13 protein-coding genes are annotated in these 14737 nt (G+C 35.9%); 11 read left to right on the top strand and 2 right to left on the bottom strand.

The window, feature by feature from the left end; translation table 11 throughout:
• Positions 1-1395 (top strand): NADH-quinone oxidoreductase subunit N, encoded by a 1395-nt coding sequence (locus tag Q8S25_RS00575; protein WP_305533828.1) that lies wholly within the window; start codon positions 1-3, stop codon positions 1393-1395.
• A 63-nt stretch (positions 1396-1458) separates the two neighbouring features.
• Entirely contained in the window at positions 1459-2733 is a 1275-nt protein-coding gene (locus Q8S25_RS00570; protein ID WP_305533826.1) for an ABC transporter permease, read from the top strand.
• A 10-nt stretch (positions 2734-2743) separates the two neighbouring features.
• Here Q8S25_RS00570 and Q8S25_RS00565 read toward each other — a convergent pair whose 3' ends face one another.
• Positions 2744-3460, bottom strand: a complete 717-nt coding sequence (locus Q8S25_RS00565; RefSeq protein ID WP_305533824.1) for a carboxypeptidase-like regulatory domain-containing protein — start codon at positions 3458-3460, stop codon at positions 2744-2746.
• 108 nt (positions 3461-3568) lie between these two features.
• Positions 3569-6130, bottom strand: a complete 2562-nt coding sequence (locus Q8S25_RS00560; RefSeq protein ID WP_305533822.1) for a zinc-dependent metalloprotease — start codon at positions 6128-6130, stop codon at positions 3569-3571.
• Between the two features lie 314 nt (positions 6131-6444).
• Between Q8S25_RS00560 and Q8S25_RS00555 the strand changes: the two genes are divergently transcribed.
• The 9 genes from Q8S25_RS00555 (at position 6445) to Q8S25_RS00515 (ending at position 14706) form a co-directional block, all read left to right on the top strand.
• Positions 6445-7302 (top strand): MotA/TolQ/ExbB proton channel family protein, encoded by an 858-nt coding sequence (locus tag Q8S25_RS00555; RefSeq protein ID WP_305533820.1) that lies wholly within the window; start codon positions 6445-6447, stop codon positions 7300-7302.
• Between the two features lie 69 nt (positions 7303-7371).
• Entirely contained in the window at positions 7372-8022 is a 651-nt protein-coding gene (locus tag Q8S25_RS00550) for a biopolymer transporter ExbD (protein ID WP_305533818.1), read from the top strand.
• Positions 8023-8060: 38 nt separating this feature from the next.
• Positions 8061-8618, top strand: a complete 558-nt coding sequence (locus Q8S25_RS00545) for a biopolymer transporter ExbD (protein ID WP_305533816.1) — start codon at positions 8061-8063, stop codon at positions 8616-8618.
• A 35-nt stretch (positions 8619-8653) separates the two neighbouring features.
• The gene (locus tag Q8S25_RS00540) at positions 8654-9484 is read left to right on the top strand and encodes an energy transducer TonB (RefSeq protein ID WP_305533814.1); all 831 of its coding nucleotides are present in this window, start codon (positions 8654-8656) and stop codon (positions 9482-9484) included.
• Positions 9485-9622: 138 nt separating this feature from the next.
• Positions 9623-10444: an energy transducer TonB gene (locus Q8S25_RS00535; RefSeq protein WP_305533812.1), complete on the top strand. Its 822-nt coding sequence runs from the start codon at positions 9623-9625 to the stop codon at positions 10442-10444.
• 23 nt (positions 10445-10467) lie between these two features.
• The gene (mnmE, locus tag Q8S25_RS00530; RefSeq protein WP_305533810.1) at positions 10468-11850 is read left to right on the top strand and encodes a tRNA uridine-5-carboxymethylaminomethyl(34) synthesis GTPase MnmE; all 1383 of its coding nucleotides are present in this window, start codon (positions 10468-10470) and stop codon (positions 11848-11850) included.
• A gap of 177 nt (positions 11851-12027) precedes the next feature.
• Positions 12028-13392 carry a serine hydrolase gene (locus Q8S25_RS00525; protein ID WP_305533808.1) on the top strand — a complete coding sequence of 455 codons (1365 nt, stop codon included), beginning with the start codon at positions 12028-12030 and terminating at the stop codon, positions 13390-13392.
• Between the two features lie 79 nt (positions 13393-13471).
• Entirely contained in the window at positions 13472-13870 is a 399-nt protein-coding gene (locus Q8S25_RS00520; RefSeq protein WP_305533806.1) for a hypothetical protein, read from the top strand.
• Between the two features lie 155 nt (positions 13871-14025).
• Entirely contained in the window at positions 14026-14706 is a 681-nt protein-coding gene (locus Q8S25_RS00515; protein ID WP_305533804.1) for a DUF2202 domain-containing protein, read from the top strand.
• Positions 14707-14737: the final 31 nt, after the last annotated feature.

Here is a 14737-nt window from a genome sequence, read left to right as displayed (position 1 = left end):
ATGAACGCAATTATATTTTCAGCAATTCTAGGTGTGGTAATGATGTTTACAGGCATTTTTACCGATAAAAAACCGGTCATTACTTTAACCGCAATTATTTCATTAATTGTTTTATTAACTGTTAATTTATTAAATAGCTATGGCTTGTTTTCTATCCAAATAGATACCAAAGACTTATTGCATTTTAATAAATTGGGTTTGTTCTTTAACACATTAATGATTGCAGCAACCCTCATTTTTGTTTTATTAAGTGGATCTGAAATAGAAAAAATCAGCAATAAGACAGCTGATTTTTATGCGCTTATTTTCTTTGTTTTATGCGGAACTGCAATACTTACCTCTTATAATGGTATGTTGATGTTGTTCTTAGGAATTGAAATTTTATCTATTCCATTGTACATTTTAACAGGAGCAGATAAACACAATCTTAAAAGTAATGAAGCTTCTCTTAAATATTTTTTAATGGGCTCATTTACAACAGGCATAATGTTAATGGGGATTGCATTGTTGTATGGCGCTACAGGAACTTTTGGAATGGCAAGCGTGGGAACGGGTGCTTTACCGCCATCGTCTGGCGTTCAGGGTCCTGCTTTTTTACAAGTAGCTGGATTGCTATTATTGTTTGCAGCAATGTGTTTTAAAGTTTCGGCTGCACCATTTCATTTTTGGACCCCCGATGTATATGATGGAGCACCAAGTGTTTTCACTTCCTTTATGGCCACCATTGTGAAAGCTGCTGGTTTTTTTGCTTTTATTAAATTATTTGCTTCGAATTCAAGCTTATTAGGACCTACTTGGAATATACTGCTCTCGTTTGTAATTGTTGCTACGTTATTAGCAGGAAATATCACCGCCGTTTTTCAACGCAGTATCAAAAGAATGCTGGCCTATTCTAGTATTGCTCAAGTAGGGTTTATGTTATTTGCATTGTATAGCAATAATGACTTAGGAACAGAAGGGATTCTATTATACACAGTTGCTTATAGTTTAGCCACCATTGGGTTCTTTGCGATTTTAATGAAAGTGAAAGATTACACTTTTGACGGGTTTAACGGCCTAGGCACCACTCAACCAGTTTTAGCATTTGTTGCTACTATCTGTTTATTGTCGTTGGCCGGTATTCCATTAACTGCTGGCTTTTTTGCCAAATATTATATGTTGGCTTCTGTAGTTAAAGCTGGCGGACCATTGTGGATGGTTATTGTTGCAGTATTATTTGCAGCAGTAAGTGCTTATTATTATTTCAAAGTGATTCAAGCAATGTACTTTAAAGAAGGCCAACCAGAAACAAGTGAAATTACGGGTGGATTCAAATTTGGGCTATTATTGGTGGCTGCTGCCATTGTATTAGTTGGCGTTCTTCCTTCAATAGTGCTCAATTGCTTCTATTTTTAACCACTCTTCATAATTAGACTGTTAACTGTAAAGGGTTTAATCAATACGCTGTACCTTTAATTTATGACAGCTTTTGACTCATTCACTTTGGCTTGGCGTACGGTAAAAAGCAATAAGCTTCGTGCGGGTATTACAATAGCAATTATAGCTTTTGGTATTATGGCATTAATAGGAATTATTACTGCCATTGAAGCGATGAATCAAAGTTTGAAAGAGAGCTTTTCATCTATGGGTGCCAACTCCTTCAGTATTCGCTTTAAGGATACTAGAGCCAGAATGGGACCCAATAGTGATGAAGTGAAAAAAACCAAACGAGGTTTAAAAGAGAAGAAATCTAATCTGAATAAACCGCTTCGATTAGAAGAAGTGGAGCGTTTTAAAGCCAATTATAATTTTCCGGGTGCATTGGTAAGTATTTATCGCAGAGGGCCCGGCGGTCAAGAATTAAGATATGAAGACCGTAAAACAAATCCGCAGATATTGGTTTGGGGTGGCGATGAAAACTATTTGTTGGTGAATGGGTATACTATTCAACAAGGGAGAAATTTAAATAACCTAGACGTACAAAGCGGTAGAAACGTTTGTTTAATCGGAAGCAATGTGGCTACACGTTTGTTTGGTGAAAGAGCTGAAAGGTCTTTAGATAAAATAATTAAAGTAGGGAGTACACCTTATAGAGTGGTAGGGTTACTTAAAAGCAAGGGGTCTAGCTCTATGCTTCGTCAAGATGATGTGATTGTAACTTCTTATACAAATGTTAGACGGTATGCCAATATTGGACCTACTTATTTAATTGGCATCAATGTAACCGATATAAATGTTATTCCTGTTGCAACTGACGAAGCTACATCTGTGTTTAGAGCAATCAGAAAACTTCAACCCACAGAAGAAGTCAATTTCGTTATTGAAAAAAGCGACAAGTTTGCTGAAATGTTTATTGGCTTTTTAAGCAGTATTACTGGTGCAGCAAGTGCCATTGGTTTAATCACTTTAATTGGTGCCGCAATTGGGTTAATGAATATTATGTTAGTGGCTGTAAATGAGCGAACCAAGGAAGTTGGTTTAATTAAAGCGATTGGCGGCAAAAGCAAATATGTTCGTCAGCAGTTTTTGTTTGAAAGTATGATTATTAGTTTGTTAGGTGCCATTTTCGGAATTATTCTTGGAATACTAGTAGGTAATATATTTGGGATTATATTAGATACAGGCTTTGTTGTTCCTTGGACATGGGTGTTTATTGGAATAGTTATCTGCTCAGTAGTTGGTTTGGCTGCAGGTATTTACCCTGCAATGAAAGCGGCTAAACTGAATCCAATTGTAGCGCTACGATATGAGTAAATGAAGCCAATTAATTGTTGCTTTTTTTGTCTTCTTTCAATTTATCGTTGATATAATATTTGAGATCTTCTTCTTTAGGATGTTTTCTTAACCATTCATAAGTTGGTCTATGACGTTGTACAAATTTTTGTAAAGCCTCATTTTTTAAACCACTGTATTTGGTTACGATTGATGCTGAAAAACGATAATTGATGTATGCTTCTTTTTCGCTATTGTTAAATAACTCAGTGGCTTTTCTTTTGCTTTTTTCTCTGCTAGAAAGTCTATTTAAACTAATACCAAATCCTGCGCCAGAATTGGACAATTCAACCGCTTTAACAGGAGGACTAATCATTGATTCTTTAAAGTCTGCTATTCTTTCTAAACTGTCTAAACTATACTGACTAACACCAGAGTTTTGAACTGTTACATTGTTCAGGTTACGACTGATGGGAACCAAAAACAATGCTAATGTATCGGAAGCTGCAATCAACCCACTATATAAAACAGTATCATAGTGATAACCTACAGCAGAAATGGATAGGATATCATTCTTACTTATTTCAATTTTAAATAGCCCTTTATTATTAGTTACAACCGTTTTCTTTTTATTGGTATTGGTAACACTCGCTAATTCAATTGGCTCATTGCTAACGCTATCTCTTAAATAACCCCAAACCATTTGTTGTTGTGCTTTCGCTACAAAACCAACCAAAACTAAAAGCAATAAAAACAATATCTTTTTCATAATACAAAGATACAATTTACTTGAGGCATCCGCTTTTTTTGCTCATTAAACACAACAAAAAACCCACAGGCAGTTATACCTGTGGGCTATATTTAGTGTCAAAAGACTTTATTTAGGGTCTAATGCAACTTTGATTCTTTCAGCTAAATCTGCTAAGTGAATTTTACTCATTTTGTCTGCTGCGGTTGCAGAAGCACTATTTAATTTACTACGAAGTCCAATTAATTGAGCACGTACAATTGCAGTTACGTCTGATTTCTTTGCATCAATACCTGCACTAGCACCACCAAAACTAATGGTGATTCCACCACCAGTTGTAGGAGCAGGATTAATGATAGAAGTTAAACGATCTACATATGCTCTTTGCAACATTCTCTTATAAGTGTCAATTGCTTTTTTACTGCTTAACTCATTAAAGATAGTTCCTTGAACATCGTTCAATAATTCCATTGCAGTATAAGCTTTATCATCACCAAAACGTTCAGCGCTCAATTGCAAGCGGCCTAAACGATCTGTACTTACAATGCTATTTACTGTTCTTTCCTGAAGACTCATGATAGGATCTGCGCTAATAGGATTATTAAACTTATTCCACATGGCACGATCTACTAACCATGTTGGTGTTTCAAATACATTTTTATTGATAAATCCAACCGCTTCTTTTTGACGAGTTTTAGGAACTATTTCATAAACAGCTTCATTTTGCTCTACTGTTTTAAATGTTTCATAAACACCACCAATATTGGTACTTACATGACCAATATATCTGTTAAACTGACCTAATGTTTGGCCATACATGGTAGCCAAATTATTGTATTGGTCGCCTTCTTCCTTGGTCCATTCTGGCAAACCTTTCATTACGCGCTTTAAATTCATTACACCATATTCACTGGCTTTTACTGAATTGTCACTTAAGTCTTCGCTTTGACTTCTAGGGTCAACTCTATTACCACTTTCGTAGGTACCAAACCAATGACGAGGATTTTCTTTTAAAGCAGCAGTAACCATTTTATTGCTGTTCAATTTTGTTTCTTCTTCAGTGTTACCAGGAATATAACCATACCCCCATTTCATTGCCCATTTATCGTAATCACCAATTCTTGGATATAATCCTTTTCTACTGATATTGTCTTCTGGCTGTGCAACGTAGTTAAAACGTGCGTAATCCATTATAGAAGCTGTGTGTCCATTTGCTTCAACCCACTGCTTATCTCTTAATTTTTCAACTGGAGTTTGGCTACTGCTTCCCATATTATGACGAAGTCCTAATGTATGACCTACTTCATGTGAAGAAACAAAACGAATTAAATCGCCCATTAATTGGTCATCATATTTCATACTACGAGCACCTGGATCATTTGGTCCGGCTTGCAACATATACCAGTCATGAACCAACTTCATTACGTTGTGGTACCAACCAATATGACTCTCTAATATTTCTCCACTTCTTGGATCGTGCACATTTGGTCCGTATGCATTGGCAATATCAGAAGCAAAATAACGAACTACAGAAAAACGTGCGTCTTCCATGCTCATAGTAGTGTCGTTTACTGGCCATTCTTTTCCAACAATTGCATTTTTAAATCCTGCTTTTTCAAAAGCTGCTTGCCAATCGTTAATACCTGCAATTAGGTGAGAGCGCCATTGCTTTGGTGTTGCTGGATCTATATAATAGATAATTTGTTTTTTAGGCTCAACCAATTCACCTCTTCTCCATTTTTCCCACTCGCCATCTTTAGGCTCTAATCTCCAACGAACTGCAAATTGTACATCTTCTACTTTTTGTTGTGAATCGCTATAGCGTACAAAATCGTCGGTGAAGTATCCAACTCTTTTGTCAGCAATTCTACGTTGCATGGGTACTTTAGGTAAAAGCAATAATGAAGTATTGATTTCCATTGTTACAGCACCTGCATCTCTTGCAGCAGCAATTCCTGCAGCTGGTGGCAAACCTGGAATACTAGGGCCAGCAACAGGAGAGGACTGATACGTTTTAACGGTAACTATTTCTGTGTTAATTGGGAAGGTGCTTATTTTAGCAACATATGAACGATCTTGTGCTAAAACACTTAAACTATATCTTCTTTTGATATTTGGATTAATACTTACAGCCTGATTATCACCTTTGAAGAAATCAGAGACATCAATCACAATACTCGCTGAATCTTTTCCAAATGCGGCAATAGGAAATGCAGATGCAATAGCATTCAGATTAGAGTTTGTGACTGCCTTATAAATGTCTTGGTTTTCTTGGGCTTGATTAATCAAAGTAATCGTACGCAAGAATACATTGTTGTTGGGCCCTCTTTCAAAAGTAATAGTTTGTTGGTTGGCAATTTCACCACCATAACCTGCGCCTGCTGGTACTTTGGCAAAACGTACAACCGATAAAATTTCTCTACCTAAAATGGAGTCTGCAATTTCAAAATAGTATTTGTCTTCTACTTTGTGAACGGTAAAAAGGCCCGTTTTTGAAATTGCTTTTGCAGTAATTACATCCTTATATGCTTTAGGCCCTTGTCTTTGAGCGTTTGGCATATTAGGCAAATTGCCCATATTAGGCATTTGAGTACCCGTACCTGGTGTTTGAGGAGGGGTTTGAGGACGCTGTTGTGCAAACACGGATAGTGCAAGCATTAGCGCTGTGCTTGAGAATAATAGTTTTTTCATTGTCGCAATTAGAATAGTTTAAAAAAATGCCTATAAAGATAGGGCTGTTGACTTATCAACAATCAATTAGGGAGACGGATTGGATGAATGGTGAATATTTAGAATAAATCGGTAAAATACAAAGAAAGAATATTGTTCGCAAATTTGCTGCTTTAAATAAAATCCCTAATTTGTAACCCCTTTGCGATGCGGATTTAAATTGTTTTGAAGAATTTCAAACAAATTGATAATTCAGAATAATTTTCATTAGCATTGTGAAGTAATTTTTTAAACCATTTGTTATTTTTTTTAAAAAATCAAAAACCATTTGAGTCATGGCTGAAACAAAACCAACCGCTGCAGTGAAAAGTGCAACTTCTACTCAACCGAAGAAGAGCAGCAACATTATTTCTTGGATTGCTCCATTTGCTGGAGTTGTATTAGGGTACATTCTTTGGAGATTTGTACTAGGAACCAACAGTAATTTTACCAATCCAGATTTGGCTGGTGGTTTCTGGCCTAACCACAAAGGACCTTTAACTGGATTAGCTAAAATGTATGAAGGTGGTATCGTTGTACCTATCTTGATTGGTAACTTCATCATTGTGTTGATTTTCGTTATCGAGCGTATGCTTACTGTAGTTAAAGCAACAGGTACTGCAAACAATGCAGAGTTTGTTCGTAGTGTACAGTTTCACCTTGCTAACAAAGAAGTAGACAAAGCTTTGGCTGCTTGCGATAAGCAAAAAGGATCTGTAGGTAATGTAATGAAAGCAGGTCTTAAGAAGTACAAAGAAATGATTACCAATACTGAGTTAGAAACTGAACAAAAAGTATTGAACATTCAAAAAGAAATTGAAGAAGCAACTGCACTTGAATTACCAATGTTAGAAAAGAACTTAGTATTCTTATCTACTATTGCTTCTGTAGCAACCCTATTAGGATTGTTTGGAACGGTATTAGGTATGATTAAGTCTTTCTCTGCATTAGGAGAAGAAGGTGGTGGTGATGCTGCACGTGAATTATCAAAAGGTATTTCTGAGGCATTGTTTAACACTGCTTTAGGTATTGGTACTTCAGCTGTAGCTATCATTTTCTACAACGTGTTCACCACTCGTATTGATGGTATCACTTACGGAATTGATGAGTCTGGATTCACTTTAACTCAAAGCTTTGCTGCTAACTACAAATAATTTCAAATTATTTGTGGAATTGGTAAAGATTTGAATCTTAATAAAAGTGAAACAGTAAAAAACTAAACAATGGGTAGAGCCAAATTACCTCGGAAGAGTACAAACATCGATATGACCGCAATGTGCGATGTGGCCTTTCTCTTGTTGTCGTTCTTTATTTTAACGACCAAGTTTAAGCCTGCTGAAGCAATTGCAGTTACTACGCCAAAATCAGTTGCTGCAAAAGTGGCGCCCCAGAAGGATTATGTGATGGTAATCTTAGATGCAAACGGTAAAGTGTTTCTTGAAATGGACGACGAGTCTAAAAAAGAAGCGATTGCTAATGCACTAAATTCATCTCGTAACCTGGGTCTAAACACTGCTGCTTTTAAAAAGTCGCTGTTTTTTGGAGCACCTTTCGGTAGCCTTGCTTCATTCCTTGCCTTACCTGAAGACCAGCGTAAAGGCGATAAATTGCCCGGTATTCCAGTATTGGATACGGCTAATAATGAGTTGGTTACTTGGATGCGATTTACTAAAGATGCTTATTTAGGTGAGAAAGAGCCTGCATTCCTTTTAAAAGGGGACAATATGGCTAAATATCCTGCTTTCAAAGCAATCATTGATGCTTTCAAGAAGAACGATATCTTGAAGTTTCAAATGGTAACCAGCCCAGAAGCAGCACCAGTAGGAACTGATCTTTGGAAATTGAACCAGAAAGGGGAAAAAGTAGAAGATTAAAGGAAACTAATTTATAACGAAAACTAAATTCTACCAAGATGGCAGAAATGGATACCTCGGGCGGCGGTGGCCACAAAAAAGGACCCGGCGTCAAGAAAGGAAAAAAACTATCAACCAGGGTTGACTTAACACCCATGGTGGACTTAGGTTTCTTGTTGATTACGTTTTTTATCTTCACTACAACCATGAGTCAACCAACGGCTATGAGACTCTTTTTGCCAAAAGATGCTGATAAGCCCGAAGACCAGAATAAAGCAAAAGAATCAGGTGTTATCACTTTGCTATTAGGCAAAGACAACAACGTCTTTTATTATGAGGGTCAATTGGAAGTAAATGGGTCTAATTTTAAATCATCCAACTTCAAAGAAATCAGATCTATTTTGATTGACAAGAAGCGTAATACTCCTGAAAAGGATTTGGTGGTTATCATTAAGCCTTCTGCTGAATGTACTTATAAGAATGTAGTGGATGTGTTAGATGAAATGGCTATTAACGTACTTAAAAAGTATGCATTGGTTGATATTTCCGAAGGCGAAGCCGCTTTAGTAAAAATATCTGATGCAAGCGGAAGTGCAGGAGCTGGCGCATCTAACTAAGATCAACAAGCAACTAACAAATAACATTTTTTACAATGGACGTAAATAAAATTCAATCAGCCGATATTCTCGACATCATCTTTGATGGCAGAAACAAGGAGTATGGAGCTTATGAGTTGCGCAAATCCTATAATAAGCGTATGACCAAGGCTTTGGTAGGAACCGTGCTCATCCTTTTATTAGCAGTTTTGGGTAACCTACTTGCTAATACTGTTGGCAAAGAGAGTAAAGAGTTAATCGTACAAGACGTGTCGTTGGAAAACGTGCAGCAGGAAGAAAAAAAGCCTGAGCCACCACCTCCACCGCCACCACCCAAACAAGAACCTCCAAAAGTGGAAATCACTAAGTTCACTCCTCCTAAAATTGTTAAGGATGAAGAAGTGAAAGAAGAAGATGAAATTAAAGAGGTAGAAAAATTGGAAGATACCAAGATTGGTACCATTAATCAGGAAGGTGCAAAAGACGAAGGTATAGTTGCTCCCCCTGTTGAAACCGGTACTGGTGTGGTTGAAGCCCCTAAAAAAGAAGAAGATTACGACAAGATATTTACTGTGGTACAAATTGCAGCGGAATTCCCTGGAGGTATACCAGCATGGACTAAATATTTGGAGCGTAACTTGAATAGAGATTTACCTGTTGAAAATGGTGCACCTCCAGGAAAATACACAGTTGTGGTTTCTTTTATTGTAGCTAAAGATGGAGCAATCAGTGATGTAGTTGCTGAGAACGATCCAGGCTATGGCACAAAAGCAGAAGCAGTTCGTGTAATTGCCAGAGGGCCTAAATGGAAGCCTGCGGTTCAGAATGGTAGAAACGTAATCTATCGTCACAAGCAGAGTATTACATTCATGGTATCTGAAGAATAATTCAACATGACTATTGAATATGGCCCCGAGTCTTTTTGACTCGGGGCTTTTTTATTGCTGTTTTTTGAAATGCTATTTTGGTTTTTGATTTTTTATGGAAATGCAGCATTGCTGTGTCCTAGTAGTAAACATAATACTATGGATAAAAATCAGATCCTTCAGAGCGAGTGGCTCGATATTTTATTTGATGGGAAAAATAAAAGCTATGGTGCTTATGAATTACGTAAAACTTACAATAGCAGATTAAAGAAAGCAATAATTGTTTCTTTTAGTATTGCCGCTTTATTTGTTACTGTTATTTTAATGGCAAACGAAAATAAAACTGCCCCGGTTTCAGTAACTGTTGTTGATATTTCATTAGAAAAATTCAAGGATGAAAATAAAAAAGTAGAAATAGTAAAACCCATAAAAAAAGAACCAGTTAAGATTAAAACAGTTTCTGTAACTCCACCCAAAATTGTAAAGGATAATGAAGTAAAGCCAGAGGAAGAAGTAAAACCTATTGATCAAATGGAAAATGTGCAGATCAATAATTTTAATCAGGAGGGAGAAAAAAACAATGAATTAGTGAATCCTCCAGTTGAAAAATCAATTGCAGGAGTTTCTACAATTGCAAAAGAAGAAGACATCGATAAAATATTTTATGCAGTGCAAATACCTGCTGAATTTCCGGGCGGCCTTAATGGTTGGAGAAAATACCTGGAAAGAAATTTAAATAGTGATTTGCCTATTGAGAATGGTGCACCTGCTGGAAAATATACAGTGGTGGTTTCTTTCTTAGTAGATAAAAATGGCGCTATCAGTGATGTAGTTGCTGAAAATGACCCAGGATATGGAACTAAGGCAGAAGCAATAAGGGTAATTACTAAAGGGCCTAATTGGAAGCCAGCAATACAAAATGGGAATAAGGTAATTTATAGACACAAACAGAGTATCACTTTCCTGGTTTCAGAAGAATAATTCAATAGCATTACCTTTGTGTAATGAGGATGCAATTACAAGGCTGGGACGATACCATAGTAGCAATGGCTACAGCGCCAGGAATTGGGGCAATAGCCGTGATTCGTATAAGCGGCCCTGCTACATTTGAAGTAATGAATCAATTGTTTCCTAAAAAGGATTTGTATGTACAAGCATCGCATACTGTTCATGTAGGTTTATTAAAAGATGGGGATACGGTTTTAGACGAAGTAGTACTCACTTTATACAGAGGGCCTAAATCTTACACTGGGGAAGATGTGATAGAGATAAGCTGTCATGGTTCTCCATATATTCAAGAACAAATTTTACAAGCGATAGCAAAACGTGGTGTTAGGTTAGCCAAGCCAGGAGAATTCACCCAAAGAGCTTTTTTAAAAGGGAAAATGGATTTAGCGCAAGCCGAAGCTGTTGCAGATTTAATTGCAAGTAATACAGAAGCCAGCAAAAAAGCAGCATTGCATACTATGCGAGGAGGATTCTCTTCCGATTTGAGTGCATTGCGCGAAGCCTTAATTAGTTTTTCTGCATTAATAGAATTGGAATTAGATTTTTCGCAAGAAGACGTAGAGTTTGCAGATAGAACACAATTTAAAAATTTAATAACCCAACTAAAAGAAGCTACTGCAGCATTAATTGGTTCGTTTAAATTAGGTAATGTAATTAAAAACGGAGTGCAAGTAGCAATCATAGGCAAACCCAATGCAGGAAAATCAACCTTGCTTAATACGCTCTTGAACGAGAACAGGGCAATTGTAAGTGATATAGCGGGCACTACCAGAGACACCATTGAAGAAGTATTAAATATTGATGGGGTTTTATTTAGGTTGATAGATACCGCCGGCATACGCGAACACACCGATGATGCTATAGAGCAAATAGGCGTAAGTAAGAGCAAAGAAAAAATGCGTGCAGCGCAAGTAGTTATTTATTTATACGATCTCTTAAATATTAATGCCGAGGAGTTACAACAAATTGTAGATGAATTTGAGCAAGAAAATATCAACTATATATTGGTAGGAAACAAAGCTGATACTGCTACTGCTGCAATAATGACACAGTTTGTTGCATTTAAAAACAGTATGTTTATATCTGCGAAGAAGAATGTACAAATTGAAACGCTTAAAAAATTATTAGTTGAAAATACTATTCACGGAAATATTCATACAGAGTCTACCATCGTAACCAATACCAGACATTACGAAGCATTAGTAGGCTTAATGCAATCATTGGATGAAGTAGAACAAGGATTAAATAATCGATTGCCTGGAGATTTATTGGCATTAGATATACGTCAGTGTTTGCATTATTTAGGAACGATAACAGGCAGCATTACCCACGAAGACCAGTTAGATTATATTTTTAGTAAGTTCTGTATTGGGAAGTGATTTTTGCTCACGAACGAAGTGAGTGAGTAAAAATCATCCCGACTTTAGTCGGGATAACCCCTTTACTATTCATCATGCTGCAAAATCGTTTATACTCTTTAGAGTTTAAATTCACATATTTATGTGGTTTTTGTTCACTATTGCTATTGGTAATTTTGAATAGGATAAAATTATATCATGCTCAAAAAACCATTTTATTTCTTTCTCTTCATTATTATCTATCCATTGTCTATAATGGCTCAAAAAAATTATACAGCCCTTCTAGATAAATACATGGAAGGTTATAATATGGCGCACGATTTTTCTGGGGTCGTATTTATTGCAAAAAATGGTAAAGAAATTTATCAGAAAGCATTTGGCGAAGCGAACAGGGAGTGGAAAATTTCTAATACTGTAGACACCCGTTTTCAAATTGCTTCTGTAACTAAACAATTCACAGCTGTGGCTATTCTTAAACTAGCAGAGCAGGGTAAATTGCAAATGGATGATAAGGTGAGTAAGTTTTTCCCAGGTTATCCTAAAGGTGATAGTATTACAATACATATGCTGCTCAACCATACATCTGGAATATATAATTACCTAGAAAATCCAGCGCTTGATGAACTCAATCCAAATATTTCAATTAAACAATTAAAAGATTCCATAATCAATCTATTCAAAAACAAACCATTTGATTTTTCACCGGGAACATTTTGGCGATACAGTAATTCTGGATACGTTCTTTTAGGATACATCATAGAACAGGTAAGTGGCGAAACCTATAGAGACTATATTTATAAAAATCTATTACTCCCTGCAGCTATGATGAATACAGATCTGTATAGGGCAGATTCCATCATACCTTTTCATTCAACTGGGTATATAAAAACACCACAAGGATGGAAGCCTAAAGATATTATTGCCATTAATGCTGCCTTTAGTGCTGGCGGCTTATTCTCAACTGTTGGCGATTTATCAAAATGGTGTGATGCGTTATATAAGGGTAAAATAATTAATAAAGAATCTTTGAGTAAAATGAATCAACCGAATGCCGGCGATCGGGGTTATGGTTATGGCGTTTTTGTGGATTCTTTTTTCAATCGCCGTGTAATATTTCATTCTGGTTCTCTTACTGGTTTCACTTCGTTGTTGATGCATTATCCAGTAGATGGTATACGTATCATTATCTTAACAAACCGTAATACAAATATAGATTTTCTTCCTCGGGGCCTTGCTGCAATACTTTTTGATCAAAATGTAATACCCCCATACAAGCATATTCCAATAAAAATAGACCCATCTATTTTAAAGCGTTATGTAGGAAAATTTGTAGGCAAATCAATTCCCTTTCCGCTGAATATTATTAATAAAAATAACAAGTTATATCTTCAACTTGGAACTGATATGGAACTGGTGCCAGAGTCGGAAAATAAGTTTTATATCTCAGATCAAGATGTAGAGATTGCAATTGAATTTGAGCTGAATTACAGAAAAGAAGTTGTTGCTGTTTCCTTTATTGAGAGCGGGGTAAAAATGAAAGTAAAAAAGACTATTGATAATTGATAGTAGTTTACTTGCAAAAGCTATTTTTGGAGGGTCAATTTAATTGTAAAAAATATGGCTTATAAAAAATATCTTGCTAATGATATTGCCGATTCTTCCTCTACTCTTGATGCAAGAAAAGGCATCATTGCCTTCTATAGACACAATTAACAAAAAAAAGAATGGATGGGTATCAACACTTGGTGTTGGGATGATTTTTGGAATTTTAGATTTGATTGTTGTAAAAATAATCTTACATCCTGAACCATATACCGAAATGCCGCCTTTTTTGCAGCCATTTCCCTACAGTATATTTTTATATAGTTCTGGTGCCTTATGGTTTATTATTTATGCTACTGTCAGTGGTATTGCAATGAATGCTTGGCAATTTAAGAGTTATATGCAATACGGTTTTATAGCTTCATTAGCAGTAAGACTAGGTCATTATTTAGTATGGCATATCATATTAGGTGTATTTGTAGAGTTTGTTGAGCTGTAGTTCAAACTAAGATTATTTTGAGGGAAATTGGAGATGGAATAGCTGAATTTGCAAAGATGCAGTATTGAGTGCTTTGTAACAGATGTTACCTTAAGTTGATTATAGTAAAACTAACTTTGAGTTGTAAAAAATTATCATCATTAAATTACTTCTCAATGAAAAAGCTAGTTAATACAATCGGAATATATTTTATGCTTGCATTAAGCATAGTCGTGTTTAGTTCATGTACCAAATCTGTTAATGATTCTAATGCAAATAACAATGGCGATATTAACAAGGAAATTTTGCAAGCTCAAATTACAGCGTTACCTAAAGAAGATTTAAATGCTGATGAGTTAGCTAGTCTTTCATTTATTCGCGAAGAAGAAAAACTAGCAAGAGATGTTTATACCACTTTATATAATAAGTGGGGAGCAAATCCATTCACAAATATTGCTAAAAGTGAACAAACTCATATGGATGCGGTGCTGATTTTGTTAAACAAGTATGCTATACCTGATCCTGTGGGGTCAAATGCGGTAGGTGTTTTTAATAATGTAACACTTCAAAACTTATATAATCAATTAGTTGCCACTGGTAATATTTCATTGCTCAACGCATTTAAAGTTGGAGCTACAATTGAAGATTTAGACATTTTTGATTTAAATAAGGCGCTATTAAAAATTGATAACCAAGATATCAAACTCGTTTATGGTAATTTAAATAAAGGAAGTCGGAATCATATGCGCTCTTTTTATAAAAATATTTTAAATTCAGGTGGTTCGTATACACCTCAATTTATTTCTCAGTCGGATTTTGACGCAATAATTAACAGTGATATGGAAAGAGGTAATTAAACAAATACACTAATACTGAGTTGGGTAATTT

This window comes from Sediminibacterium sp., from assembly GCF_030695065.1.
Lineage (GTDB): Bacteria > Bacteroidota > Bacteroidia > Chitinophagales > Chitinophagaceae > Sediminibacterium.
The sequence above is the reverse complement of the archived record's forward strand: the minus strand, read 5'-3'. Positions and strand labels throughout refer to the sequence as shown.

Excerpts from the sequence above, each read along its gene's own strand:
- Q8S25_RS00575 (WP_305533828.1), top strand. The coding sequence starts at position 1 with ATGAACGCAATTATATTTTCAGCAATTCTAGGTGTGGTAATGATGTTT.
- Q8S25_RS00570 (WP_305533826.1), top strand. The coding sequence starts at position 1,459 with ATGACAGCTTTTGACTCATTCACTTTGGCTTGGCGTACGGTAAAAAGC.
- Q8S25_RS00565 (WP_305533824.1), bottom strand. The coding sequence starts at position 3,460 with ATGAAAAAGATATTGTTTTTATTGCTTTTAGTTTTGGTTGGTTTTGTA.
- Q8S25_RS00560 (WP_305533822.1), bottom strand. The coding sequence starts at position 6,130 with ATGAAAAAACTATTATTCTCAAGCACAGCGCTAATGCTTGCACTATCC.
- Q8S25_RS00555 (WP_305533820.1), top strand. The coding sequence starts at position 6,445 with ATGGCTGAAACAAAACCAACCGCTGCAGTGAAAAGTGCAACTTCTACT.
- Q8S25_RS00550 (WP_305533818.1), top strand. The coding sequence starts at position 7,372 with ATGGGTAGAGCCAAATTACCTCGGAAGAGTACAAACATCGATATGACC.
- Q8S25_RS00545 (WP_305533816.1), top strand. The coding sequence starts at position 8,061 with ATGGCAGAAATGGATACCTCGGGCGGCGGTGGCCACAAAAAAGGACCC.
- Q8S25_RS00540 (WP_305533814.1), top strand. The coding sequence starts at position 8,654 with ATGGACGTAAATAAAATTCAATCAGCCGATATTCTCGACATCATCTTT.
- Q8S25_RS00535 (WP_305533812.1), top strand. The coding sequence starts at position 9,623 with ATGGATAAAAATCAGATCCTTCAGAGCGAGTGGCTCGATATTTTATTT.
- mnmE (WP_305533810.1), top strand. The coding sequence starts at position 10,468 with ATGAGGATGCAATTACAAGGCTGGGACGATACCATAGTAGCAATGGCT.
- Q8S25_RS00525 (WP_305533808.1), top strand. The coding sequence starts at position 12,028 with ATGCTCAAAAAACCATTTTATTTCTTTCTCTTCATTATTATCTATCCA.
- Q8S25_RS00520 (WP_305533806.1), top strand. The coding sequence starts at position 13,472 with ATGATATTGCCGATTCTTCCTCTACTCTTGATGCAAGAAAAGGCATCA.
- Q8S25_RS00515 (WP_305533804.1), top strand. The coding sequence starts at position 14,026 with ATGAAAAAGCTAGTTAATACAATCGGAATATATTTTATGCTTGCATTA.